23 protein-coding genes are annotated in these 23,376 nt (G+C 50.9%); 17 read left to right on the top strand and 6 right to left on the bottom strand.

Translation table 11 applies throughout. The features are described from left to right. The first annotated feature begins 57 nt into the window (after positions 1 to 57). A complete protein-coding gene (cobT, locus tag ACP15Y_RS04065; RefSeq protein WP_424981717.1) occupies positions 58 to 1,092 on the top strand; it encodes a nicotinate-nucleotide--dimethylbenzimidazole phosphoribosyltransferase in 1,035 nt (344 codons plus the stop codon). A 5-nt stretch (positions 1,093 to 1,097) separates the two neighbouring features. Here cobT and ACP15Y_RS04060 read toward each other — a convergent pair whose 3' ends face one another. Then, positions 1,098 to 2,624, bottom strand: coding sequence for a sensor histidine kinase (locus ACP15Y_RS04060; RefSeq protein ID WP_424981715.1), 1,527 nt, complete (start codon positions 2,622 to 2,624; stop codon positions 1,098 to 1,100). Between the two features lie 97 nt (positions 2,625 to 2,721). Between ACP15Y_RS04060 and ACP15Y_RS04055 the strand changes: the two genes are divergently transcribed. Continuing rightward, the gene (locus ACP15Y_RS04055; protein ID WP_424981714.1) at positions 2,722 to 3,267 is read left to right on the top strand and encodes a thermonuclease family protein; all 546 of its coding nucleotides are present in this window, start codon (positions 2,722 to 2,724) and stop codon (positions 3,265 to 3,267) included. A gap of 95 nt (positions 3,268 to 3,362) precedes the next feature. Then, positions 3,363 to 3,842, top strand: coding sequence for an Lrp/AsnC family transcriptional regulator (locus ACP15Y_RS04050; RefSeq protein WP_424981713.1), 480 nt, complete (start codon positions 3,363 to 3,365; stop codon positions 3,840 to 3,842). A 3-nt stretch (positions 3,843 to 3,845) separates the two neighbouring features. Here ACP15Y_RS04050 and moaA read toward each other — a convergent pair whose 3' ends face one another. Beyond that, complete coding sequence (moaA, locus tag ACP15Y_RS04045; protein ID WP_424982459.1) at positions 3,846 to 4,859, bottom strand: GTP 3',8-cyclase MoaA; 1,014 nt, start codon at positions 4,857 to 4,859, stop codon at positions 3,846 to 3,848. Positions 4,860 to 4,971: 112 nt separating this feature from the next. Beyond that, positions 4,972 to 5,565 carry a L,D-transpeptidase gene (locus tag ACP15Y_RS04040; protein WP_424981712.1) on the bottom strand — a complete coding sequence of 198 codons (594 nt, stop codon included), beginning with the start codon at positions 5,563 to 5,565 and terminating at the stop codon, positions 4,972 to 4,974. A 220-nt stretch (positions 5,566 to 5,785) separates the two neighbouring features. Here ACP15Y_RS04040 and rpiA point away from each other — a divergent pair, with 220 nt between their 5' ends. The 4 genes from rpiA to ACP15Y_RS04020 all read left to right on the top strand — a co-directional run bounded on the left by rpiA (position 5,786) and on the right by ACP15Y_RS04020 (position 8,922). Next, positions 5,786 to 6,475, top strand: a complete 690-nt coding sequence (rpiA, locus tag ACP15Y_RS04035) for a ribose-5-phosphate isomerase RpiA (RefSeq protein ID WP_424982458.1) — start codon at positions 5,786 to 5,788, stop codon at positions 6,473 to 6,475. Between the two features lie 19 nt (positions 6,476 to 6,494). Beyond that, positions 6,495 to 6,995: a DUF2059 domain-containing protein gene (locus tag ACP15Y_RS04030; RefSeq protein ID WP_424981711.1), complete on the top strand. Its 501-nt coding sequence runs from the start codon at positions 6,495 to 6,497 to the stop codon at positions 6,993 to 6,995. Between the two features lie 91 nt (positions 6,996 to 7,086). Continuing rightward, positions 7,087 to 8,469: a glutathione-disulfide reductase gene (gene gor, locus ACP15Y_RS04025; protein WP_424981710.1), complete on the top strand. Its 1,383-nt coding sequence runs from the start codon at positions 7,087 to 7,089 to the stop codon at positions 8,467 to 8,469. Between the two features lie 90 nt (positions 8,470 to 8,559). Beyond that, a complete protein-coding gene (locus ACP15Y_RS04020; RefSeq protein WP_424981709.1) occupies positions 8,560 to 8,922 on the top strand; it encodes a VOC family protein in 363 nt (120 codons plus the stop codon). Between the two features lie 45 nt (positions 8,923 to 8,967). Here ACP15Y_RS04020 and ACP15Y_RS04015 read toward each other — a convergent pair whose 3' ends face one another. Both ACP15Y_RS04015 and ACP15Y_RS04010 read right to left on the bottom strand, forming a co-directional pair. Beyond that, on the bottom strand, positions 8,968 to 9,564 hold the full coding sequence (locus ACP15Y_RS04015; protein ID WP_424981708.1) for an NAD(P)H-dependent oxidoreductase: 597 nt from the start codon (positions 9,562 to 9,564) through the stop codon (positions 8,968 to 8,970). A 9-nt stretch (positions 9,565 to 9,573) separates the two neighbouring features. Beyond that, positions 9,574 to 10,302: a VIT1/CCC1 transporter family protein gene (locus ACP15Y_RS04010; protein ID WP_424981707.1), complete on the bottom strand. Its 729-nt coding sequence runs from the start codon at positions 10,300 to 10,302 to the stop codon at positions 9,574 to 9,576. A 172-nt stretch (positions 10,303 to 10,474) separates the two neighbouring features. On the opposite strand from ACP15Y_RS04010, the gene ACP15Y_RS04005 reads away from it, so the two are divergent. The 4 genes from ACP15Y_RS04005 to gltX all read left to right on the top strand — a co-directional run bounded on the left by ACP15Y_RS04005 (position 10,475) and on the right by gltX (position 16,159). Further along, positions 10,475 to 11,854: a class II 3-deoxy-7-phosphoheptulonate synthase gene (locus ACP15Y_RS04005; RefSeq protein ID WP_424982457.1), complete on the top strand. Its 1,380-nt coding sequence runs from the start codon at positions 10,475 to 10,477 to the stop codon at positions 11,852 to 11,854. A 136-nt stretch (positions 11,855 to 11,990) separates the two neighbouring features. Further along, on the top strand, positions 11,991 to 13,034 hold the full coding sequence (locus ACP15Y_RS04000; protein ID WP_424981706.1) for a hypothetical protein: 1,044 nt from the start codon (positions 11,991 to 11,993) through the stop codon (positions 13,032 to 13,034). 125 nt (positions 13,035 to 13,159) lie between these two features. Then, complete coding sequence (locus ACP15Y_RS03995; RefSeq protein ID WP_424981705.1) at positions 13,160 to 14,818, top strand: NAD+ synthase; 1,659 nt, start codon at positions 13,160 to 13,162, stop codon at positions 14,816 to 14,818. 9 nt (positions 14,819 to 14,827) lie between these two features. After that, complete coding sequence (gltX, locus tag ACP15Y_RS03990; RefSeq protein WP_424981704.1) at positions 14,828 to 16,159, top strand: glutamate--tRNA ligase; 1,332 nt, start codon at positions 14,828 to 14,830, stop codon at positions 16,157 to 16,159. On the opposite strand, the gene ACP15Y_RS03985 is transcribed toward gltX, so the two are convergent. Next, on the bottom strand, positions 16,104 to 17,192 hold the full coding sequence (locus ACP15Y_RS03985) for a DUF2865 domain-containing protein (RefSeq protein ID WP_424981703.1): 1,089 nt from the start codon (positions 17,190 to 17,192) through the stop codon (positions 16,104 to 16,106). The genes gltX and ACP15Y_RS03985 overlap by 56 nt on opposite strands. A gap of 156 nt (positions 17,193 to 17,348) precedes the next feature. Between ACP15Y_RS03985 and ACP15Y_RS03980 the strand changes: the two genes are divergently transcribed. The 6 genes from ACP15Y_RS03980 (at position 17,349) to cimA (ending at position 23,359) form a co-directional block, all read left to right on the top strand. Then, the gene (locus tag ACP15Y_RS03980; protein ID WP_424981702.1) at positions 17,349 to 18,356 is read left to right on the top strand and encodes a fumarylacetoacetate hydrolase family protein; all 1,008 of its coding nucleotides are present in this window, start codon (positions 17,349 to 17,351) and stop codon (positions 18,354 to 18,356) included. A gap of 131 nt (positions 18,357 to 18,487) precedes the next feature. Beyond that, complete coding sequence (locus ACP15Y_RS03975) at positions 18,488 to 19,033, top strand: VOC family protein (RefSeq protein ID WP_424981701.1); 546 nt, start codon at positions 18,488 to 18,490, stop codon at positions 19,031 to 19,033. Between the two features lie 171 nt (positions 19,034 to 19,204). Next, positions 19,205 to 19,570: a c-type cytochrome gene (locus ACP15Y_RS03970; protein WP_424981700.1), complete on the top strand. Its 366-nt coding sequence runs from the start codon at positions 19,205 to 19,207 to the stop codon at positions 19,568 to 19,570. 277 nt (positions 19,571 to 19,847) lie between these two features. Beyond that, positions 19,848 to 21,290 carry a cysteine--tRNA ligase gene (cysS, locus tag ACP15Y_RS03965; RefSeq protein WP_424981698.1) on the top strand — a complete coding sequence of 481 codons (1,443 nt, stop codon included), beginning with the start codon at positions 19,848 to 19,850 and terminating at the stop codon, positions 21,288 to 21,290. Beyond that, a complete protein-coding gene (locus ACP15Y_RS03960; RefSeq protein ID WP_166638960.1) occupies positions 21,291 to 21,767 on the top strand; it encodes a GFA family protein in 477 nt (158 codons plus the stop codon). 2 nt (positions 21,768 to 21,769) lie between these two features. Continuing rightward, complete coding sequence (gene cimA, locus ACP15Y_RS03955) at positions 21,770 to 23,359, top strand: citramalate synthase (RefSeq protein WP_424981697.1); 1,590 nt, start codon at positions 21,770 to 21,772, stop codon at positions 23,357 to 23,359. Positions 23,360 to 23,376: the final 17 nt, after the last annotated feature.

Here is a 23,376-nt window from a genome sequence, read left to right as displayed (position 1 = left end):
TTCCTTAAATGTTGGATAAAAGAGGACGTTCACTTAACCCAAATGCGAGTCGATACCATGACCGAACAAGACCAGAAAAGCCCTTTTGATGATTTCCAGGAACTGCTGATGCTGTTGCCGAATGGCAGTGAAGCCGCAGTTGATGCCGTGCGCGAGCGAGATGCACAGCTTACGAAACCTGCTGGATCATTGGGTGAGCTGGAGAAAATGGTTGAATGGTTGGCGCGTTGGCAGGAAAAGCCAACCCCCACATTGGACAATCCAATGGTCGCAATTTTTGCCGGAAACCATGGCGTTGTTGATCAGGGTGTATCGGCATTTCCATCAGAAGTGACCCAGCAAATGGTCGCCAACTTCACAAATGGCGGGGCCGCAATTTCCCAAATCTGCGCTTTGCACGAACTTAATTTGCGGGTTTTTGAACTGGCTTTGGAATTGCCTACCGGCGATTTTACCCAAATCGCAGCAATGGACGATCGCACCTGCGCGGCCACGATCGCCTATGGCATGGAAGCGATTGCAGGTAAGCCTGATCTGTTGTGCATTGGCGAAATGGGCATTGGCAACACCACACCTGCCGCCGCCATCTATGCCGCCTTGTTCGGCGGCACAGGTGAAGACTGGGTTGGCCGTGGGTCGGGCGTTGATGATGCGGGGCTGAAGCGTAAAGCCGATGCTGTTAACCGCGGCCTTGAGCTTCACAAAGACGATCTGGATACCCCATTGAAAATTTTGGCACGTTTGGGTGGTCGTGAAATCGCCGCCATGGCCGGCGCGATCATCGCTGCGCGCCACAACAAGCTGCCTGTCATCGTGGATGGATTTGTTGCAACATCAGCCGCTGCAGTTCTACATGCGGCAAATCCAATGTCGCTTGATCACTGCATTTTTGCGCACCAATCAGCTGAGGCTGCTCACACTGAAGTGTTGGCAAAAATGGGTAAGAAGCCGCTCTTTGATTTGGGTATGCGTCTCGGCGAAGGCTCCGGCGCTGCGCTCGTGGCATCCATGGTCAAGACCGCGTTGCACCTGCACAAAAATATGGCGACCTTTGAAGAGGCTGCCGTTGCAGGTCAGCAGACCACGCATTAAAGCTCTTAGGTGTCAGAGCCTGTTTTGTAGATTTCAAGCTTGCGGCGTCCGTTACGTACGGGCGCCATCGCTTCCATAACGCGAGAGCGTGGGAATGTTGCGATCACTTCGGTGCCAAAGCGCAGTTTGGAGAAAAGATCAAAACGGCCACCATGCAATTCCATAATTTTCTGCACAATCGGTAGGCCCAAACCAGCGCCTTGCTCTGCTGTTTTTTGCGCAAGCGAGCCCTGACCAAATGATGACAGCACAGTGGCAATCTCATTTTCAGGGATGCCCGGGCCGTTGTCGCGCACTGAAATCATCTGGCAATTGTTTTCGCCTGCCGCAACCTTAAAGATGATGCGGCCCGACTGTGGCGTGAACTTGATGGCGTTTGAAAGTAGGTTCAAACACACTTGGCGGATGGCGCGCTCGTCGCCCCACAATTTGGGCAGCTTTTCATCAAAATCAGCAACCAGCTCAATGCCTTTAGATCGGGCGCGAATTTCCAACATGCGGCGACAATCCTCCGCAATATTGACCAATGAAATGCCTTCCTCGTTCAATTCATATTTGCCGGCCTCAATCCGAGATAGATCGAGCAACTCATTGATCAGATTAAGCAAATGCTGGCCAGAAGCGTGAATATCAGCTGAATATTCTTTATAACTCGGGTTCTGGATCGGTCCCAAAACTTCAGAAGACATCACTTCAGAAAAGCCAATAATGGCGTTGAGCGGCGTGCGCAACTCATGGCTCATCGTCGCCAAAAAGCGGGATTTCGCAATGTTTGCCTGTTCTGCCTCACGCCGTGCTTCATCAGACATGGTTTTGGCTTCTTCAAGCTCGAAGATCAGCATGTCTTTTTCTGCACGGTGTTCCAGCGTTTTGATCGCTGATTTGTGCAAGGTCCGGGCAAGAAAGTTGAAAAAGATTCCTGCGCCAACGGCCAAGAAAGCCAGCGCATAATTCAACATGCCGCCGTTAAACACCAACATGCCGCCAACAGTGATGATGCCGGGCACAGAGTTTGCCAAAGTGGCAGAGGGGACCGCTCGAGAGGAAACGGCGTTTGCCGCCACGCCAACCAGCAAAATCGCCCATTGGATCACAGCAACCTCTTGCGCCGCATTGGTGATCGGCAATAAGGCGATGGTCGACCAGCCAATACCAAAAATGGTTTCCACCACTACAATCGATGTGGTCTGGCGGCGGGCGTTAAACTTGGCTTGTGAAGCGTTTAAAAACTGCTTGCAGTTCATCATCACCGCGGTGTGGCCCACAAGCACAATCGCGGCCCAAGTCAACATATAGAGCGGGGGAACCCAAACAGAAGTGAGCAGGGCGATTACGATAACCAAAATAGGAATCGCAAACTTGCCGGAAAGGCGTGTGCCAGCATAGTCGCGGATCAGCTCATAGTCATAGGACGCCATCGTGCCTGAACTTGATGTCAGACGCTGGCGCGCATCGCTAACCGCACGCTGATGCGATTTCCCGCGATCAGAGCGCACAGCTCTATTTGCCTCTGGTGAAGAGTCTATGGACATTAGAACGCAATACTCACAACTTGTCCGAAAACTACGGTTAAGAATACTCTAACGGGTGATGGTTAACCTCTCGTTACGAAATTTCGCAGGATTGAGTATGAAGCGCAGATTTTTTTCTCCTCGACGGGCCATCACTTTCGTTGCGATTGCGGGACTTCTGGTCGCAATGGTTTTGGGTACACAAAACCAGCAAAACCAGTCACTTGCGGGGGTGCCGAATGTCGGCGATGGCGATAGCGTGCGTCTCAGTGGCCAGCGCGTGCGGTTGATCGGTATTGACGCGCCAGAACTGCAGCAAACGTGCCTGCGAAATCAGAAAGATTGGGCCTGTGGCGAAGCCTCAAGAGCCGCGTTGGCACAAAAGATTGATGGCAAATCCATCACATGTGTTGGAGAACGTTTAGATCAATATCGACGCCTTTTAGCGGTTTGCTATTTAGGGCGAGAGGATTTGAACGCATGGTTGGTGCGCGAGGGATGGGCTGTCTCATATAATGACTATGCCATTGATGAAGTGTTGGCTCGCCGAGATCGGCGTGGCATTTGGGCCAGCGAATTTGAGGTTCCATATAAATGGCGCAAAGTTCATGGCCGCGCCGAAAGTTCAATTTTGGGTTGGCTATGGTCATTTTGGCCGTTTTAGAATTTCATGTTCCAAAACTGAATAAATCTTGCTCTGTTTTTCAATTTGGCGTATCCATGTCTCGCTGAATAGAACGATTTTTCAAATGGTGCGCTATGCTTGATAAGATTGACCGTAAAATTCTCGCGCTTTTGCAAAAGGACGCCACGATGCCAGTGGCCGAAATCGGCCGCAAAGTTGGGCTGTCCACTACACCTTGTTGGCGGCGTATTCAGAAAATGGAAGAAGATGGCGTCATCAAGCGCCGTGTCGCCGTGCTTGATCCGGCCAAGGTCAATGCGGGTGTCACTGTCTTTGTGTCTGTGCGCACAAACCAACACAATGAAGCATGGCTTAAAAAGTTTGCCAGTGTGGTGGAAGCGCATGACGAAGTGGTTGAGTTCTATCGAATGAGCGGTGATGTCGACTACGTATTGCGCGTCGTTGTCCCAGACATTGCGCAATATGATCGCTTCTACCAAAAGCTGATTTCTGAAATGTCCATGAGCGACGTTAGCTCCGCCTTCGCCATGGAGCAGATCAAATATACAACTGCTTTGCCGCTCGAATTCTCTGAAATCGAAAAAGAGAAATAGGTTTTAGCCACCCGTCACAGACATGTGGCGACCCACATGCTTTTGCGGCTTTTGCCGATCAATTTCAAAATCATGCCCCTTGGGCTTAATCGCCATGGCGTGGTCGAGCAAATCGGCCACCGCCTGCGGTCCATCTTGGCGCAGGGCATCGCGCAAATTCACTTTATCATTTTGGCCGAGGCAAAGATAAAGCTCGCCGGTCGCCGTTAGCCGCACACGGTTGCAGCTCTCGCAAAAATTATGGGTGAGGGGGCGAATAAATCCAACGCGGCCGCCCGTTTCTTTCACGTGCTTATATCGAGCTGGGCCGCCCGTATCCAAGGGCAAGTCGTCTAGCGCATAGTGCGCGCCGATCGTCTCGATAACTTCAGTCAGTGGCAAATATTGGTCTTGGCGATCAACATCTACAGCACCCATGGGCATGGTTTCGATCAGCGTGAGGTCCATGCCTTTGCCGTGTGCCCATTCCATCATCGGCACAATTTCATGATCATTGCCGCCACGCAGCGCAACCATATTGATCTTGATTTTTAACCCAGCATCCAAAGCGCAATCAATGCCGTCCAGCACCTGTTGCAAACGCCCCCAGCGGGTAATCTTCGCAAATTTATCCGCATCCAATGTGTCCAACGACACATTGATCCGTTCCACACCGCTTTCAACCAATTGTTGCGAGAAGCGCTTTAGCTGGCTTCCATTTGTGGTGAGCGTGAGCTCGTTCAATGGGCCATTTTTCTTTTGCTGCCCTAACCGCTCGATCAGCGTCATAATATCACGACGAACCAGAGGCTCCCCGCCAGTCAGCCTCAGCTTTGTTACGCCGCGCGCCACAAAGATTGATGCAATTTGTTCGATTTCTTCCAAGCTCAACACTTCAGACTTTGGCAAAAAACTCATATTTTCTGCCATGCAATAGGTGCAGCGGAAGTCACAGCGGTCCGTCACCGAAATCCGTAAATAGGTAACAGCTCGTCCGAATTGATCGATAAGGGGGCGCTTGGGCGCAAAACTTTCCATGGCGCAAAAACTAACTGCAAACAGTGTTTTGTTCAATCAAATGCGCACGAAAAAACCGGGCTTTTTGCAAAACCCGGTTCAATTCAATTTGATCTCTATGTGAGTAGATCGCTTAGTGGCGAACAATCACCCGTGCACCAACTTTTGTCCGGTTGTAAAGATCGATAATATCGTCATTGGTCAGGCGGATGCAGCCTGAAGAAACAGCTTGGCCGATTGTCCAAGGTTCAGCAGTGCCGTGCAAACGGTAAATGGTGCTGCCAATGTATAGCGCACGTGCGCCCAATGGATTTTTTGGACCGCCCGGCATATAGGCAGGCAAACCAGGAACACGCTTGCGCATCGCAGGCGGAGGTGTCCAGCCTGGCCATTCCGCTTTGCGGGTGATGCGGTGCGAGCCAGACCAACGGAAGCCGTCGCGACCAACGCCAACGCCATAACGCATAGCTTTACCATTGCCCAACACATAATAAAGACGACGTTCAGACGTCTCAACAATGATGGTGCCTGCTGCAAGCTTGGTTTCATAATCGACTTTTGTGCGCTTAATGCGTGAGCCGCCGCGCCCAGAGGATTGCATTTCACTGGCATCAACCCAGCGGTTATTTCGTGCATCGTAAACGCGGTCTGCAGACGCCTCAAGAACGCTCCCACCAACCAGCACCACGCTCAGCAACAACATAATTGTGCGTTTAAGCAATTTCATGGCCCCATCATCTCCAAATGAATTCAATATGTGCAACACTGCGCGTACCCCACGCGTCAGCGGCACCCCTCCTAAAAAGCAAGTTTTAGGTTAAAACAATATGAAACTGAATTGTTCTTGTCCAAATTTAATTAGCAAGTCGATAAATTTATTGTGAAATTGGGGTTTTCTTTGTTAAGTCCATAGGGAAATCATTGGCTTTTACAATAATTGTGAGATCATTTTGTCTGACGAACTGAAAAAACAGGCAGCGCTTGCCGCCATGTCTGAAGTTAAATCTGGTATGCGAATCGGGCTTGGAACCGGCTCGACGGCAAAACATTTTGTCGATTATTTGGGTGCCGAAGTGGCAAAAGGCTTTGAGTGTCTTTGTGTGCCGACATCAATTGCGACAATGCAACAGGCGGAAGCACTTGGTATTCCGCTCACCACTCTGGATGAAATTGACCGATTGGATGTGACCGTTGATGGTGCCGACGAGATTGATGCAGAAATGCAATTGATCAAAGGCGGTGGCGGTGCATTGTTGCGCGAAAAGATTGTTGCCGCAGCGTCTGACAAAATGGTGGTCATCGCAGATACGTCGAAACTGGTTGATCGTTTGGGCCAATTCGCATTGCCGATTGAAGTGAATAAATTTGGTTTGGGCGCAACACGCAATGCGGTCTTGGAGATTATGAGTGCCTTCAATGCAGACGGGGAGCTGGTTTTGCGCCAAGCGGCCGATGCGCCATTTGAAACTGATGGTGGGCATTTTATCTTAGATGCATCTTTTGGCCGTATTTCGGATGCAAAAGCACTATCAGAAAGTCTTTTGAACGTGCCGGGTGTCGTGCAGCACGGATTGTTTTTGGGCCTGTGCGCCAAGGCATATCTGGCAGACGCAAATGGTGTAAAAGAGCTTGGCTAACCAAGCAGGGAGTAGTTTGATGAAGAATACATTGGTTGCACTGTTTTTGGCTGGCAGCATGTCAGTCGCAACAACTTGGTCCGCAAATGCGCAGGAAATCACACCTGAACACCTAGCTGTCGCTCAAAAATATGTGGAAATGACCGATACAGGCAATGTCTATGAAGTGTCTTTGCTAAATTCAATTCGACGTGTTGCACAGGCTCTAACACGCCAAAGTCCAGAATCCTCTGAGACAATTGTTCAGACAGCGCGCGATGTTGCACAGGAATATATTGATGCAGGCAACCCATTATATCAGCAGTTTGCTCGTATCTATGCCATCCGATTTACACCAGAGGAGCTGCAGGAAATTGTCACTTTTTATGAAAGTGAAACTGGGCAGAAGCTTTTGGCAAACAATGTCAGTATCAACAAGGACTTAAAGGCCGCAGTCGAAGTTTGGGAAAACAACTTTCTTATAGATTACGAGCGAAAGGTAAAAGCGGCATTGTCCGGAAAAGGGATTGAGCTTAACTAACCAATCTGCCGCACGATTATGTGAAGCCCCTTGGGTTGCCCAAGGGGCTTTTTTGTGGTCAATCACAGGCAATTAGATATGGAGTTGTTTCATGGGACGTCATTTTGATTTGATAGTGATTGGTGCAGGCTCAGGTGGTGTTCGCGCTGGGCGATTGGCGTCAAGCTATGGTGCCAAAGTTGCCGTAATCGAAGAATATCGCTTGGGCGGTACATGTGTAATTCGTGGATGTGTCCCGAAAAAACTATTCGTATATGCATCACGGTTCGCCGATCAATTTGAAGTCGCCAAAAGCTTTGGCTGGTCTACAGGCGATGCTGAATTCAGCTGGGACAGTTTGCGCGACAACAAAGATAAAGAGATCAATCGCCTCGAAGGCATTTATGGCAATATCCTTGATAATGCTGGTGTAACGCTCATCCGCGACCGTGCAGAACTCACCAGCGGAACATCTGTAAAGCTGAAAAAGGATGGTGAAGAACTCACTGCTGATCGCATATTGATCGCGACAGGCGGTACGCCTTTTGTGCCTAACATTCCCGGCGCAGAGCTAGGCATTACCTCAAATGAAGCGTTCCATCTCGAAAAACTACCAGAAGAAGTGCTGGTTGTTGGCGGTGGGTATATCGCTGTCGAGTTTGCCGGAATTTTCGCCGGTCTGGGTGTGAAAACAACTCTGGCTTATCGCGGGCCGCAGATTTTGCGCGGCTTTGACGAAGATGTGCGCAACATGGTGGCCGAGCAGATGCAAGAGCGCGGTGTTGAGATTTTGACCGATACGGATCTCGATGCGCTGGAAAAATCTGATGACGGGATCAATGTGAAATTTAACACTGGTTTATCGAAAAACTTCGGTGAAGTGATGTTTGCTACTGGGCGCACGCCAAACACGAAAGGCTTGGGCCTTGAATATGCCGACATTGAATGTGGCGCGCGCGAAGAGATCATCGTTGATGAGCAATCACGCACCTCCTGTAAAACCGTCTTTGCTGTTGGGGATGTGACGGATCGAGCCGCGCTAACGCCAGTGGCCATCCGGGAAGGGGCGGCGTTTGCTGAAACCTTCTACAATGATAACCCCACATTTGTGCATCATGATTTGATCCCAACCGCTGTCTTTTCTGAGCCGGAAATCGGCACGATCGGGATGACGGAAACACAGGCAGGCAATCGCTATCATAAGGTCAATGTTTACAAGGCGACATTCCGCCCGATGATGAACACTTTGGGGGATAAGCCCGAGAAAGAAATGTACAAGCTCATCACTGATGCTGACACAGATAAGGTGTTGGGCGTGCATGTGGTTGGCCATGCGGCTGGCGAAATCATCCAGATGGCAGGCATTGCGGTTACGATGGGGGCCACCAAGGCAGACTTTGATCGCACGATTGCTGTGCATCCGACAGCAGCTGAAGAATTGGTAACAATGAAGCAGCCAAGCTATGTGCTGGAATATGGCAAAAAAGTCGAATAGTTATGAAGGGCGCCGGCTTTCAATCCGGCGCCTTTTACCTTGCTTTGATCCGACTGTGCCGCTTTAATCTCCCAAATTAGGGAGGCAGACATGAGCAAAGTTTCGGGAATTGGTGGCGTATTCTTCCGCAGTGATGCTGGCGACCCGCTCGCCAAATTTTATAAAGACATGTTCGAAATCAATCTTGGCACTTGGCTGCACCAAGAAGCTGGGCCATCTGTGATAGCACCCTTTAAGCTGGATACAGATTATTTTGGGCCGAAGACCAACCAGTTCATGATCAATCTAAGGGTGGAAGGTATCGATGATTTCATCCAAAAACTGCGCGCACATGGCGTAGAGGAAATTGGCGAAGACGATGAGGAATATGGCCGATTTTTCCGTTTTCTAGACCCTGCAGGTAATGCCATCGAGCTTTGGGAACCACCCGCAGGTGAGTTGCCAAAAGACTAGAAAAAAAACGCCATCGGACCTCAAAACGCTCACGCCGATAGATGATTAGTCGACGACTTGCGCTAACTTGCGCCGAATGCGTTGCACAAAGCGGTCCAACTTATGCTGATCTATTTTCTCCGCTTGATATTGAACGAAAAAATCAAACTTGGCTTGGGGCGCGCAAACACCAACCAGTGCTGTTTTCAATATCCGGCGCACCGGGCGCCAAAGGATAAGTTGGTCAACCCACCAGGGCGAACCCATGGTCGTCACGGCGATCACATGTTTTAGATTGTGCAGCTTCGGGTGCAGCGCTGAGAGATCTTCAGCGTGTTCAAAGGCCACCCTAGGTGCCCACACCCGGTCAAACCAGCCCTTTAAAATTGCCGGAAAACCAAACCACCAAGTGGGAAAAGCCAGCACCAATATGTCCGCCGCCTGCAGCTCGGTAATCTCCTCAGTCAGGCGCGACTGATCAAAGTTATTATAAAAGCTGGCTCTTTCCTCTGGCAATAAACGCGGGTCAAACTGCTGTTCATAGAGGTCGCGATGGACCACCACGAAATTGCGTGACGTCAGCGCATCTTTAATTTGCTCGGTGAGGTGGGCGCAAAGACTGTCCTTTAACGGGTGGGCGGAAATCACCAACACATTTGCCATGATTTCTCCTTATGCACCCACAAGCCCGCGCAGGGCTGCGCCAACAAAATAAGCCAATCCCGCGGCCGACATGCCGATGACGAATGTTTCTAGCGCGCTAACCCACCAACTCCAGGTGGACCAAAGGGATTTCACCGCGCCAATCAGCAAAAACACAATGCCGGTCATGGTTGCGGCCACAACTGCGCCCGAGCTTAGGCCCAAGAAATAGGGCAGTAACGGTACCGCACCGCACACCAAAAAGGCTAAAAATGTCGCAAGTGCCGCCCGAATAGGTGAGCGCTGCACGTTTGAAAGGCCATATTCTTCTGCCATCATGGTCTCCAGCCACATATCTTCGTGGGTGGTGATCAGTTTGACAATTTCATCAAGCTCTTCGCCTGAATATCCCTTGTTGGAAAAGATTTGACGCACTTCCTCGCGTTCACCCTCAGGATGTTGGCGAATATGGCGTTTTTCAACTTCCAAAACCCTGTTGTAATCGTCAATTTCCGCTTTGGTGCCCGAATAGTTTGAGGCGGCCATCGAAAAGCCGTCAGCCAGCAAGTTGGCGATGCCCAAAACCACAACCACACCGGCGGACAGTTCGGCGCCCACCACGCCCGCGACAATTGCAAATGTCGTCACCGCGCCATCAATGCCGCCATAAATCCAGTCGCGCAGATAGCTGATCCGAGGTCCGGCGCTCAGGCGCGAATGGATGTCCGCAAATTTATGAGAATGGTTGAGGTCGCGCATCTTGAACTCCGAATCTTTAAAACACGACTCTATATATCCACTTTAAATGGAGAGTCTATGTTGAGATTTTTCGCATTTGCCGTACCCAAAACGGCCTTAATAACTGGTTTATGCTATCAATCTCTGGTAAATCCAGAGGGTTATGTGACCTAATATATTTGAAAGCGAGTAAATTATGCATAACTGGACACCTGATAGTTGGAGATCGAAAGACATCCGCCAGGTTCCGGCTTATCCAGATAAGGCGGAGCTGGCTGCTGTTGAAGAGCGCCTTGCAAACTTTCCGCCGCTCGTATTTGCAGGCGAAACGCGCGGCTTGAAAGATCAATTGGCGGACGTGGCAAAAGGTAAAGCCTTTTTGCTGCAAGGCGGCGACTGTGCGGAGAGCTTTGCAGAGCACCATGCCGACCATATTCGCGACTTCTTCCGCGTCTTTTTGCAAATGGCTGTTGTGCTCACCCATGGTGGTTCAAAGCCAGTGGTGAAAGTTGGTCGTGTGGCCGGGCAGTTCGCCAAGCCGCGCTCTTCCGACGATGAAACGAAAGATGGCGTGACATTGCCGAGCTACCGCGGTGATATCATCAATGATATTGATTTCACTGAAACATCTCGTGTGCCTGATCCACAGCGCATGTTGATGGCTTACCGTCAGTCCGCAGCAACTTTGAACCTCATCCGCGCTTTCGCTTCTGGTGGCTATGCCAACCTTGAGCGCAATCACGAATGGACGATGGAGTTTGTAAAGGGCACCAAATCATATGAGAAATATGAAGGTGTGGCGCAAAAAATTGACGATGCGATCGACTTTATGCGCGCCTTAGGCATCAATGCGGACAACACGCCGCAATTGCGCGAAACCAAATTCTATACCAGCCACGAAGCTTTGTTGTTAGGCTATGAGCAGTCGTTGACGCGTCGCGACTCCATCACCAATGATTGGTATGCGACGTCGGGCCATATGCTTTGGATTGGTGACCGCACCCGCGACATCAATGAAGCGCATGTTGAATATTTCTCAGGCATCAACAACCCAATCGGCATGAAATGCGGCCCATCAATGGAAGCGGACGATCTTTTGCGTTTGATCGACAAGCTCAACCCAGAAGATGAAGCTGGACGTCTGACACTGATCACGCGCTTTGGTTCCGACAAAGTTGAAGAACATTTGCCGCGCCTCATTGAGGCCGTGGAGAAAGAAGGGCGGACCGTTGTGTGGTCTTGCGATCCAATGCACGGCAATGTGGTCAAAGCATCGACTGGTTATAAAACCCGTCCGTTTGATCGGATTTTGTCTGAAGTGAAGAGCTTCTTTGAAATCCACCGTCAATTGGGCACCTATGCAGGCGGTGTGCATGTGGAGATGACAGGTAAAGACGTTACTGAATGTGTTGGTGGCGCTTCAGCGGTTACCGAAGCTGAATTGTCCAGCCGTTATCACACCTATTGCGACCCACGCTTGAATGCGTCTCAATCTATCGAGTTGGCATTCCTAGTGGCTGAAGAAATGAAAACCCAGCGTTCAGAGCGTCCACGCAAGCTGGCGGCGATCTAGTTCATTTCAAATCGAGATTTAGGTGAGGGCGTCACAATTTTGTGGCGCCCTTATCTGTTTGTTAAGACAAATTTAGCCGCGCATTAACCTTAATGGCTCATAAATATGCACAATTGTTTTGAGTTCGGAGTGCAACATGCGGCACACACCAGTTTGCTTTATTTTATCAGCCCTAGTCGGGCTAACTGCTGGGCAATCAGCCCTTGCAGCGGATTTTCCCTCAGATTTGCGTGGCGGATACACTGAACAGGGGTGGGAAGATACACCGTTTGAAAGTGTCGGCTTCACCACTGGTATTCGCTACTGGTATGCGCAGGGGGGGCAAGAGGTGGAAAGCTTTGGCGAAAGCTTCAGCTCAACCGACACCACGCACTTTGGCGAATTGTATTTGCGTGTAGACGATAACTACACGAACTCATTTGTAAATCTGGTTGGTGGCTATTCCGCCCTGATCAACGGCTCATATTCCAACAGTGCCCGCGGTGTTACAGATGCATCCATCACCGATGGTAAAGTCGCTTACTTTATGGGCGATTTTGGCTATATGCCCATCCATTTTGAAGATGGCGATAACTCCGGCGGACTTGGTCTAATCGCTGGCTACCAATATTGGAACGACTCTCCTGATATGGGGCGCGGCAATTTTTCTATTGTTGACGGTCCCGACGATGTGACTTGGGACTTGGGTACAGGCGATCCGATTTTTGCTGGCGATAGCACTGTCAACAATCTAGATGTCAACGCCATGCGATTGGGCGTTGTTGGTGAAGCAAAAGTTGGTGCATTCAACATTTCTGCTGAAGCCGCCGCCATTCCATATGCACAGGTCAACGGCACTTTGGCAGCAACAATTTCCGCAGATACTGATTCCGGGGCCGTTTTGACCACACAGTCTGGCCCGACCGAATTTAGTGGCTATGGCTATGGCGGCACGGCGCAGGTCATGGTCGGCACGAGCTTTGACAATTGGAATTTCAATGTTGGCGGACGCGCATGGTATTTGGAAGCGCGTGGCGAGGCACGTTTTGAAGTTGCAACCATCACCGATGCAGTCGACAGTGAGCCTGATGGCACCTACGAAACTGATGGCACCGTTGCACTCCAAGATTATGTGACGGATTTAGAAGCTTTCTCCATGTGGCGCTACGGTATATTGGCGGAATTGTCTTACTCATTCTAACATCCTCACCAAACACACTTTAAGGCCGGGCAATGCCCGGCCTTTTTGTATGTGCAAGGCTTGCTCTTACTGGGCCAAAGCGTTAAAGCATGGGCTGTTTTGAACCTTCATGATGGACGGGCCGCGTGGCTGATAAATTGCGAATTGCATTGGCGCAACTCAACCCAACGGTTGGCGCCCTTTCCAAAAATGTAGAAAAAGGCAAGCTCGCCATCGATCAAGCGGTGGAAGCAGGGGCGGACATTTTGATGTTCCCAGAGCTTTTCCCCACGGGCTATTTCCCGGAAGATTTGCTGTTTAAACCACAATTTGTGAAAAAGGCGATGGAAGCCGCCAAAGATTTGGCGGCACACGGGCGTGAGAAAGATATTTCGCTTTTGATCCCTTCCATCTGGGTCGACAATTTCCAGCTCTATAATGCGGTGCTGTTGGCTGAAGATGGCAGCATCATTGACTGGCGCGCAAAGCATGATTTGCCCAACGATGATGTGTTTTACGAAAAACGTTATTTCACCCCAGGCAATTTGCCCGGGCCATTCAACATTCAAGATGTCCGTATCGGTGTGCCGATATGCGAAGACATTTGGCGCAAAGAAGTGGTTGAGTGTTTGGCCGAAACGGGTGCCGAACTGTTGCTATGCCCGAATGGCTCACCCTATTGGCGCAATAAGCATGATTTGCGGTTGAATGTTGTGGTCGAGCGTGTGGTCGAAAGCGGCTTGCCGCTGCTTTATCTCAACCAGATCGGCGGCCAAGATGAGCTCATCTTTGACGGCGCTTCTTTTGGGGTGAATGCAGATCGGTCTTTGGCCTTTATCGGCAAAAGCTTTGAAGAGGAACTGATCATCACCGATTGGCATCGGGGTGATGAAGGCTGGGTGTGTGACACTGACAAGGTCGAGCCGCTGGCGTCAAACGATGGTGCACCGTGGCGTGCCTGCGTGTTGGGTTTGCGCGACTATCTGCACAAAAACCATTTCCAAAAAGTGGTGTTGGGTCTCTCTGGCGGTATCGATTCTGCCGTTGTGGCGGCCATCGCGGTTGATGCCATCGGGGCAGAAAATGTGCACTGCATCATGTTGCCATATAAATACACGTCCGAAGACAGCTTGAAAGACGCCAAAGAATGCGCCGAACGGTTGGGTGTGCGTTACGATGTTGTCGCCATTGGCGATGCAGTAGAATCCGCAACCGATGCGCTTGCACCTCTGTTTGGGGGGCTTAAGCCGGGCCTCGCTGAAGAAAACCTACAATCGCGTATGCGCGGCACGTTTTTGATGGGCGTGTCCAACAAGCTTGGGTCTATGCTGATCACCACGGGCAATAAGTCTGAAATGGCCGTGGGCTATGCCACTATTTATGGCGACATGAATGGCGGCTTCAACCCGATCAAAGACCTTTATAAAATGCAGGTCTACCATCTTGCGGATTGGCGCAACCACAATATGCCGAAAAACTGTCTTGGGCCGGAAGGGCGGGTGATCCCGCAATCCATTATTGAAAAGGCCCCCAGCGCCGAATTGGCACCAGACCAGAAGGATCAGGACAGCCTGCCGCCTTACCCGGTACTAGACGCCATTTTGGAAGGCTTTGTGGAAGGCGAAAAGAGTTTTGAGGAAATTGTCGGCGAAGGGCATGATCCGGAAGTGGTCGCCAAAGTGCAAAAATTGCTCTATATCGCCGAGTATAAACGTCGACAGGCCGCGCCTGGACCGAAATTGACGCAAAAAGCATTCGGTCTGGGCCGCAAATACCCCATCACAAACGGTTTTCGCGACGAATAAGGAAGAAAAATGTCTACAGTCGTGCGATTTGCACCATCCCCAACGGGATATATTCACCTCGGTAATGCGCGCCCAGCTTTGATGAACTGGATGTTCGCGCTGAAAACGGGTGGTCAATTCATTCTGCGCTTTGACGATACGGATTTGGAGCGCTCGAAAAAAGAATATGCAGATGCCATTGAGAAAGATCTCGCTTGGCTCGGCATCAAACCTCATCGCTTGGAACGTCAGTCAGAGCGCAAAGCCGCACATGATGCTGCGCGCGACAAGCTGATTGCCGATGGCCGCTTGTACCCCTGCTATGAAACAGCGGACGAGTTGGACCGTCGCCGCAAGCGCGCCCGCGCGATGGGCCGCCCGCCCATCTATGATCGTGCAGCGCTTAAGCTGACCGACGAAGAAAAAGCAGCCTTAGAAGCCGAAGGGCGCAAGCCACACTGGCGCTTTAAGCTGGAAGGCAAAGAAGTGCATTTCGACGATGTGGTGCGCGGTGATCAGGTGGTGAACACTGACACAATGTCAGACCCGGTTTTGATCCGTGCCGATGGCTCTTATCTTTATACGCTGCCTTCTGTGGTCGATGATATCGATATGGGCATCACCCACGTGATCCGCGGTGAAGACCACGTCACCAACACTGGCGCACAAATTGAACTTTTCGAAGCCTTGGGTGCAACTGCCCCAACTTTCGGCCACCACAATTTGCTGACCGACGCCACAGGCGAAGGCTTCTCCAAGCGTAAAGGCTCATTGTCCATCACCAATTTGCGGGAAGAGGGCTTTGAATCTTTGGCCGTGGCGCTGATCGCCATTTTGACAGGCACAAGTCAGCCTGTTGCGCCGCACGCCAGCTTAGAAGAATTGGCCCAAACCTTCGATATTTCCATGGTGTCGCGCAGCGCCGCTCGCTTTGATCCAGCCGAATTGGCTGGCTTCAATGCCCGCATGGTGCATGGCCTTAGCTACGACGATGTTAAAGATCGTTTGGCCGAAATGGGCGTGGAAGATGCAGAGCGCTTGTGGAATGCGGTTCACGAGAATTTGGAAAAAGTCCAAGACATTCGTGATTGGCAAAAGCTGGTGTCTGGCCCTGTTGAAACCGTGGTCGCTGATGAAGATAAAGACTTTATCGCCACCGCAGCTGAGCGCTTGCCTCAAGAGCCATGGGACGAAAACACTTGGTCAGAATGGACAAATGATTTGAAGGCCGAAACAGGCCGCAAAGGCAAGCAATTGTTTATGCCTTTGCGTTTGGCGCTCACAGGTCAAAGCCACGGCCCAGAGCTTAAGACCCTTCTCCCACTGCTGGGACGTAAGGCGTGTTTGGACCGACTATCCTAACGGTCTTTTCGCCAAAATTGACGAGGCGAAGTCCTGAATAAGAGCTGGCGGCAGTAACTTGAACGTTGTTGCCGCCATTTTCACGTCTTGGGTCTGGGCGGGGCAGCGGAATAAAGCTCGCAGTGGCCACTTCCAACTTAAGCGTTTTGCGCGGGTCACGGCGAGGCAGTGGAAAGCTGACATCGCCAAAGGTGATCACTGCTGAAGTCGCGTCGCCTCCCTCGGCCAGTTCAATCTTGCCGTAATTGGCATTTTCCTGCGGCTGGCAGGCTTCATCATAAACTTGGCGATAGCGGAATGCGTTAGCACTTTGGCTATAGGGACTGCCATTCATGTCCACCATTGTTTCAGGTGAGCCATCCGTGTTGGAATAATAATAGAGTTTCACATCGCCTTGACGAAAATTGCCTTGGCACACTGCTTGGTCGTCCGGCAGATATTCGGGCAGGGTGGAAAAGCTCACTGGCCAATAAAACCCGTCACAGCTCCGGGCGCAAACCGAGCGGAACGTCTCGCGGTTATAAAGGTCATAATAGTCTTCTTCGACAATATCATCATCGTCGCGAGAGCCGAAAATGCGCTCAAACAGCGATTTGCGTTCAGGTTCGCGATTGTTGATGGTGCGGCTGCTATTTTTATTGCCGCAACCGAAGCGCGCATATTGTTGCAACGCTTTTTCGCGAGCTTTGGCGATTTCGGCACCTTGCTGCACACGGGCGGTCAATGACGCGAAGTCATTGCGTTCGCGTTGAATCTTGCGTCCAATTGAACGGCAGGTGGAGTCCAAACGTTTGCCTGCATTCAGGGCTTTTTGGCAGCCCCGACGCACAAACTGGCTTTCCCAAGCCTTCACTTCTTTTTGCTTTTCGCGCAATCCGTTGTAATTGTCACGATAGTTGCGAAAATTGCGGTCGCGCTCAAAAGATCGGATTTGCCGTTGCAGGGTGCGACAGCTATCCGACTGCGCAAAGGCCATGGTTTGCGGCAACAACAAAGAAAAACAAATGACCACAAGGGTAGTGAAGCGAAGCATAAGACCGATCAATCAGGTTGAGACGCCATCGTGAACGTCCTTTTAGACGATTTGGTGGCAAAAACTATCTGTCAGTGGCAAATTATTGTGGCAAAAACATATTAATTTCTGATTCTTAATACAATCTCGGAAAAACCGCACCGGCGAGGGGGCAGCATGAAACTGGCGACATTGGACAATGGTACACGTGATGGACAGCTGGCCATTGTCAGCAAAAACCTAAAACGGTGCACATCTGCTTCCGCCATTTCCCCGAATTTACAAAGCGCTCTCGATAATTGGTCCGATGTGTATTCAGCCCTCGATGCGCTGAGTCGCAAACTCAATGATGGCGACATTGCAGGCAAAAGCTTTGAGCCCCATTTGGCATTGGCACCGCTGCCTCGTGCCTATCAATGGATTGATGCTTCGGCCTATCTAACCCATTTGCAGCGCGTGCGTGCCGCCAAAGGCTCGTTGCAAGACCCCCAAAACGAAAAGCCGATCATGTATCAAGGCGGTTCCGACCATCTGCTGGGGGCAGAGAAAGATATTGAGGTGACTGCGGACGATTTGGCGCTCGACTATGAAGCCGAGATCGCTGTCATTCTTGGCGATGTGCCTAAGAACCCAACTGATGATGAGGCGCGCAACGCCGTGCGTTTGGTTACCCAATGTAATGATGTGTCCTTGCGCCGATTGGTGGCGGGTGATTTGCAAGATGGGTTTGGTTTTTTCCATTCCAAGCCCGCATCTGCTTTTGGCCCTGTTGTGGTGACGCCTGATGAACTGGCTGCGAACTGGCAAGCAGGGCGCGTTGTCGGGCGTTTGCAAAGTCGCGTTAATGGCTTGCTTTATGGCCAGCCGCGAACAGAAAAAGAGATGGTGTTCGATTTCTATCAGCTTATCCAAGCAGCCGCGCAAACACGACAATTGAGCGCCGGCACCATTTTGGGCGGCGGCACAGTGGCCAACACTCATGATGAAATTCTGCCTATTTCCAGCGATGGCACGGGCTTTTCCTGCATTGTTGAAGCGCGGATGGCCGAAAAGGCCGCAGATGCCGAGCAGCGCACACCATTCCTGAAGCCGGATGATAAGGTTTCCATCCAATTTGTCACCGATGAGGGCGAGGCGCCCTTTGGTGAGATCAAACAAAAAGTGTCGTTGAACAAGGCGAATTAGGCTCACGCCGCAGCCTCAAAAGCACCTTCAACCAAAGTTCAAAGCGGGAGCACTAATTTGCTGTTGCAATTAGTTGCGCGCGTAACTATTATGTCCATATAGTTACGAACGTAACTAATTTGGAGGAAGATATGAAAATCGAACAAATTCACCATGTGGCCTATCGTTGTAAGGATGCGAAAGAGACTGTTGAGTGGTACACGAAGATGCTCAATATGGACTTCGTGCTGGCCATTGCTGAGGACCATGTGCCCTCAACCCACGAGCCAGATCCTTACATGCATCTATTCTTGGATGCAGGGAACGGCAACGTTTTGGCCTTTTTTGAGCTCCCAACAAAGCCGGAAATGGGGCGCGATGAGAATACCCCGATTTGGGTGCAACATATCGCTTTCAAGGTGAAAGACCGCGACGAACTGATCGAATTCAAAGAGCATTTGGAAAAGAATGGCGTAGAAGTGCTTGGCGTCACCGATCACTCGATTTTCCACTCAATCTATTTCTTCGATCCAAATGGCCACCGTGTTGAACTGGCGTGCCCAGATCCAAAAGAACAAGAGCTGCTCGAGCGTTTGGATTCGGTGAAGTGGGATATGTTGGAAGAATGGTCCCGCACCAAAAAAGCACCAAAACACGCCGATTGGCTGCATCAGAAAGAGCTGGCTGACGTTTCTTAAGCCATGCCGGGTGGTCTAACAAAGGCCGCATTTCTAACTTCATCTATCACGCAAATGTGAGCGCACAGATCAATGATTTGTGCGCTTTCACCGATGCAATTGTCATCATTCGATGGCATAGTTTAGTTGATCGGGCATAGCACACACCTTGCATGTGATAGGGAGAAGACAATGAAATTTAAGATGATCGCGGTGGCTGCCACCTCAATCGCACTGGCATTGGGCGGCGTCGCCGGCATCAATGCTCAAGAAGATGTTATTGCAGAACGTCAGCAAGCCATGAAAGATATGGGCGCTGCGTTGAAAGCTGGCAACCCCGGCGATGTTGCACCATTGGCTGCAAAGCTGAAAATGCTTTTCCCAGAAGGCTCAACCAGCGCTGATTCAGAAGCGGCACCGTTGATTTGGGAAGAGTGGGATCAGTTTGTTGCATTGTTCGACAAGCTAGAAGCTGACTCATTAGCAGGCGGCGATGCCCGCACTTTGGGTGGCACCTGTAAAGAATGTCACGACACATATCGTGAGAAAAAGAGCTAGACGCTCTTCATTCTAACAAGAATTTTAGGGAGCCAATCGGCTCCCTTTTTTGTTTTCGTGCCAAAAATATCTATTTGAGCTTGATTTTCTTAGCGCTTTTCGCTCAAAGTGCGCCCATGAAGCAAAACCGTAACCAAATCTGTATTATTGGCTGCATTATTATCCGCTAACATTTAGCGGCGCGGTTTTGTATTCTCTTTTTCCATTCCATTTGCAAAATCCTCGCCGCTGACGGGCCATTCTGGCTGGTCGCAAATTCAATATTGGGCTGAGGGACATGACTGAAATTCAACTTTACAACACACTGACACGCCAAAAAGAGCGCTTCGATCCAATCGATCCAAACAATGTGCGCATGTATGTGTGTGGCCCAACCGTTTATGATTATGCCCATATTGGTAATGGCCGTTCTGCCGTGGCATTTGACCTGTTGTATCGTCTGTTGCGCCATATTTACGGCGCTGAGCATGTCACCTATGCCCGCAACATCACGGACGTGGATGACAAGATCAACGCCCGCGCCGCGCAAGAGCATCCGGGCATGGAGCTGAACCAAGCCATCCGTGAAGTTACCGAGCGCACCGCTGCGCAATATCAGTCCGATATGCATGCACTGGGCAATCTTGACCCAGATCTGCAACCGCGCGCCACAGACAATATCGATGAAATGATCAAAATGATCGAGACGCTGATCGAAAAAGGTCATGCCTATGAAGCGGGTGGGGAAGTGCTGTTTGATGTCACTTCCATGGCTGATTACGGCAAATTCTCCAACCGCAACCTTGACGAACAGCAGGCGGGTGCCCGCATCGATGTGGAAGAACACAAGAAAAATCCCGGCGATTTCGTGTTGTGGAAGCTGTCCGATGAAAATCTGCCCGGTTGGGATAGCCCATGGGGTAAAGGCCGTCCGGGCTGGCACCTTGAATGTTCTGCCATGACCGAGCGTTATTTGGGTAAAGTGTTCGACATTCATGCTGGCGGCATCGATTTGGTGTTCCCGCACCATGAAAATGAAATTGCCCAATCACGTTGTTCACACGGCACAGATCGCATGGCCAACTATTGGCTGCACAATGGCTTTTTGCAGATCGAAGGTGAAAAAATGTCCAAGAGCTTGGGCAATTTTTACACTATTGCTGACCTGCTGGAGACTGAAAACTTTGGCAACCGCAAATGGCCGGGCGATGTGTTGCGCCTTGGTTTGATCATGACAAATTACCGCGAGCCGATCGATTTCACCCTGAAACGGCTTGAAGAAGCTGAGAAAAACCTTAATCGCTGGAAGGCGACAATGCTGAAGCTAGGGTTGGATTTTGTGGAGGAAAACCGCGCCGAATATGAAGCTTTAGGCCCATGTTCAAAGCTGTTGGCCTATTTGGCGAACGATATGAACATGTCCGGCGTGCTGGCTGAATTGCACCGCCATGCAGGTGGTGATCGTGAGCACAATGCGCGGCGGCTCTTTGGCTCGATGCAGCTTTTGGGTCTGGTCAGCTTTGACGGCATGAAAGCCTACCAAGCTGCGCAAAATGCAGGGCCAGAGCATGAGCAGGCAGACGAAATTGAAGCCAAAATACAAGCGCGTTTGGATCATTTGAACGCCAAAGAATGGGGCGAGGCAGACGCGATCCGCGATGAGCTCACCGCCATGGGCATCAAGCTGAAAGACGGCAAAGACGAGGCGGGCAACCGCATCACCAATTGGGAGGTCGCATAAATGTCTGAAACGATTCACACCGGGGGCTGCCAATGCGGCGCGGTGCGCTATAAAGCGTTGGGCGACGAATATGGCGGCTCGATCTGCCATTGCCGCATGTGCCAAAAGCAGTCTGGCAGCTATTTTGGCGCATTCGCCACGTTCAGCAACGACAAGGTGAGCTGGACGCGGGGGCAACCAAGCTATTTCCAAAGCTCCACAGTGGCCAAGCGCGGTTTTTGCAAAGATTGCGGCACCCCGCTCACCTACGAGTGGGACCGCGATGGCATTTCTTTGTCCATCGGCAGCTTTGACGATCCAAACAAAGTTTCCCCCACAAAGCAGCTCGATTATGCAGCGCGCATCAAAAGCTTTGATCATTTGCATGAGCTGCCGATCCGCCCGGAAGACCCTGAGTTTCAAGCTCAGCTTTCGAGCATGAAAAACTTCCAACATCCCGATCACGACACAGCCGAATGGCCCGATAGTCAGGACTGAACATGACCAAAGAACGCCTATATTTATTCGACACAACATTGCGCGATGGTGCCCAAACAGCGGGCGTAGAGTTTTCAGTTGAAGACAAAATTACCATCACCAAATTGCTCGATAATTTAGGCGTTGATTATATTGAAGGCGGTTACCCTGGCGCTAACGTGGTCGATACCGAATTTTTCGAAAAAGACCGCACCAAAAACGCCATTTTCACCGCCTTCGGCATGACCAAACGGGCAGGCCGCTCGGTGGAAAACGATCCCGGTGTGCAGGGCCTGCTCAATTCAGCGGCTAAAGCGATCTGCTTTGTGGCCAAAGCGTGGGACAAGCAGATCGAAATGGCCATGGGCATTTCGCAGGCCGAAAACATTGAGGCCATCCAGTCCAGCGTTGAAGCAACGCTCAGTGCAAAAAAAGAATGCATCGTTGACTGCGAGCATTTCTTTGATGGCTACAAGTCCAATCCGGATTATGCGATCTCCTGCGCCAAAGCAGCCTATGATGCAGGCGCCCGTTGGGTCGTCTTATGCGACACAAATGGCGGCACCATGCCCGATGAGATTGAAGCCATCGTCACCCACGTGCAGCAATCTGTGCCCGGCAGCCATCTTGGCATTCATGTGCATAACGACACAGAACAAGCCGTGGCCAACACTTTGGCTGCGGTGCGGGCAGGGGTCCGCCATGTGCAAGGCACGTTGAATGGTATTGGCGAGCGCTGCGGCAACGCCAATATGATCTCCCTGATCCCAACCTTTGCGCTTAAAAAGCCATTCTGCGATGAGCTGGAAATCGGCGTCGGGCAGAAGGAACTCGAAGGGCTCACTTCGCTATCGCGGCAGTTTGACGAATTGCTAAACCGCGCGCCGGCGCGGCAAGCACCTTATGTGGGTGCTTCCGCTTTCGCCACCAAGGCCGGCATTCACGCCTCTGCCATTCTTAAAGACCCATCATCATATGAGCATATTGATCCTGCCGTGGTGGGCAATGAGCGCAATGTGATGGTGTCGCAACAAGCGGGTAAGTCCAACCTGCTCACGGTGTTGGGGCGGGTAGGCCTTAAAATCGAAAAAGACGATCCGCGATTGGATCAACTCCTGCGCAAAGTGAAAGAACGCGAAGCCCGCGGTTATTCCTATGATGGGGCGGATGCGTCATTTGCTTTGCTGGCCCGTCGCACGTTTGGCCAACTGCCTGAGTTTTTCCGAGTGGAAAGCTTCCGCACTTCCGTTGAGCGGCGTTACAACGCCAATGGCGATTTGATCACCATGTCAGAAGCGATTGTGAAAATCGAAGTAGATGGTGAAATGCTCATGTCGGTGGCTGAAGGTAACGGCCCGGTCAATGCGCTCGATTTGGCGATGCGCAAAGATTTGGGCAAATATTCGGACCGAATTGATGACCTTGAGTTGGTCGATTTTAAGGTGCGTATCCTAAACGGCGGCACGGGCGCGGTCACCCGTGTATTGGTTGAATCTCGCGACAAATCTGGGGAACGTTGGTTTACCGTCGGCGTTTCGCCAAATATCATTGATGCATCCTTCGAGGCACTGTATGAATCGGTGACGTATAAACTTATGAAAACCGAGTCTTGAGTGAATAGTTGGTAGTT

Origin of the sequence: Maritalea sp. S77 (assembly GCF_049801075.1) — a bacterium.
Taxonomy (GTDB): domain Bacteria; phylum Pseudomonadota; class Alphaproteobacteria; order Rhizobiales; family Devosiaceae; genus Maritalea.
The sequence above is the reverse complement of the archived record's forward strand: the minus strand, read 5'-3'. Positions and strand labels throughout refer to the sequence as shown.

What these genes read in the sequence shown, in the direction of transcription:
- cobT (WP_424981717.1), top strand. Translation starts at nt 58, where the DNA reads ATGACCGAACAAGACCAGAAAAGCCCTTTTGATGATTTCCAGGAACTG.
- ACP15Y_RS04060 (WP_424981715.1), bottom strand. Translation starts at nt 2,624, where the DNA reads ATGTCCATAGACTCTTCACCAGAGGCAAATAGAGCTGTGCGCTCTGAT.
- ACP15Y_RS04055 (WP_424981714.1), top strand. Translation starts at nt 2,722, where the DNA reads ATGAAGCGCAGATTTTTTTCTCCTCGACGGGCCATCACTTTCGTTGCG.
- ACP15Y_RS04050 (WP_424981713.1), top strand. Translation starts at nt 3,363, where the DNA reads ATGCTTGATAAGATTGACCGTAAAATTCTCGCGCTTTTGCAAAAGGAC.
- moaA (WP_424982459.1), bottom strand. Translation starts at nt 4,859, where the DNA reads ATGGAAAGTTTTGCGCCCAAGCGCCCCCTTATCGATCAATTCGGACGA.
- ACP15Y_RS04040 (WP_424981712.1), bottom strand. Translation starts at nt 5,565, where the DNA reads ATGAAATTGCTTAAACGCACAATTATGTTGTTGCTGAGCGTGGTGCTG.
- ACP15Y_RS04030 (WP_424981711.1), top strand. Translation starts at nt 6,495, where the DNA reads ATGAAGAATACATTGGTTGCACTGTTTTTGGCTGGCAGCATGTCAGTC.
- gor (WP_424981710.1), top strand. Translation starts at nt 7,087, where the DNA reads ATGGGACGTCATTTTGATTTGATAGTGATTGGTGCAGGCTCAGGTGGT.
- ACP15Y_RS04020 (WP_424981709.1), top strand. Translation starts at nt 8,560, where the DNA reads ATGAGCAAAGTTTCGGGAATTGGTGGCGTATTCTTCCGCAGTGATGCT.
- ACP15Y_RS04015 (WP_424981708.1), bottom strand. Translation starts at nt 9,564, where the DNA reads ATGGCAAATGTGTTGGTGATTTCCGCCCACCCGTTAAAGGACAGTCTT.
- ACP15Y_RS04010 (WP_424981707.1), bottom strand. Translation starts at nt 10,302, where the DNA reads ATGCGCGACCTCAACCATTCTCATAAATTTGCGGACATCCATTCGCGC.
- ACP15Y_RS04000 (WP_424981706.1), top strand. Translation starts at nt 11,991, where the DNA reads ATGCGGCACACACCAGTTTGCTTTATTTTATCAGCCCTAGTCGGGCTA.
- gltX (WP_424981704.1), top strand. Translation starts at nt 14,828, where the DNA reads ATGTCTACAGTCGTGCGATTTGCACCATCCCCAACGGGATATATTCAC.
- ACP15Y_RS03985 (WP_424981703.1), bottom strand. Translation starts at nt 17,192, where the DNA reads ATGCTTCGCTTCACTACCCTTGTGGTCATTTGTTTTTCTTTGTTGTTG.
- ACP15Y_RS03980 (WP_424981702.1), top strand. Translation starts at nt 17,349, where the DNA reads ATGAAACTGGCGACATTGGACAATGGTACACGTGATGGACAGCTGGCC.
- ACP15Y_RS03975 (WP_424981701.1), top strand. Translation starts at nt 18,488, where the DNA reads ATGAAAATCGAACAAATTCACCATGTGGCCTATCGTTGTAAGGATGCG.
- ACP15Y_RS03970 (WP_424981700.1), top strand. Translation starts at nt 19,205, where the DNA reads ATGAAATTTAAGATGATCGCGGTGGCTGCCACCTCAATCGCACTGGCA.
- cysS (WP_424981698.1), top strand. Translation starts at nt 19,848, where the DNA reads ATGACTGAAATTCAACTTTACAACACACTGACACGCCAAAAAGAGCGC.
- ACP15Y_RS03960 (WP_166638960.1), top strand. Translation starts at nt 21,291, where the DNA reads ATGTCTGAAACGATTCACACCGGGGGCTGCCAATGCGGCGCGGTGCGC.
- cimA (WP_424981697.1), top strand. Translation starts at nt 21,770, where the DNA reads ATGACCAAAGAACGCCTATATTTATTCGACACAACATTGCGCGATGGT.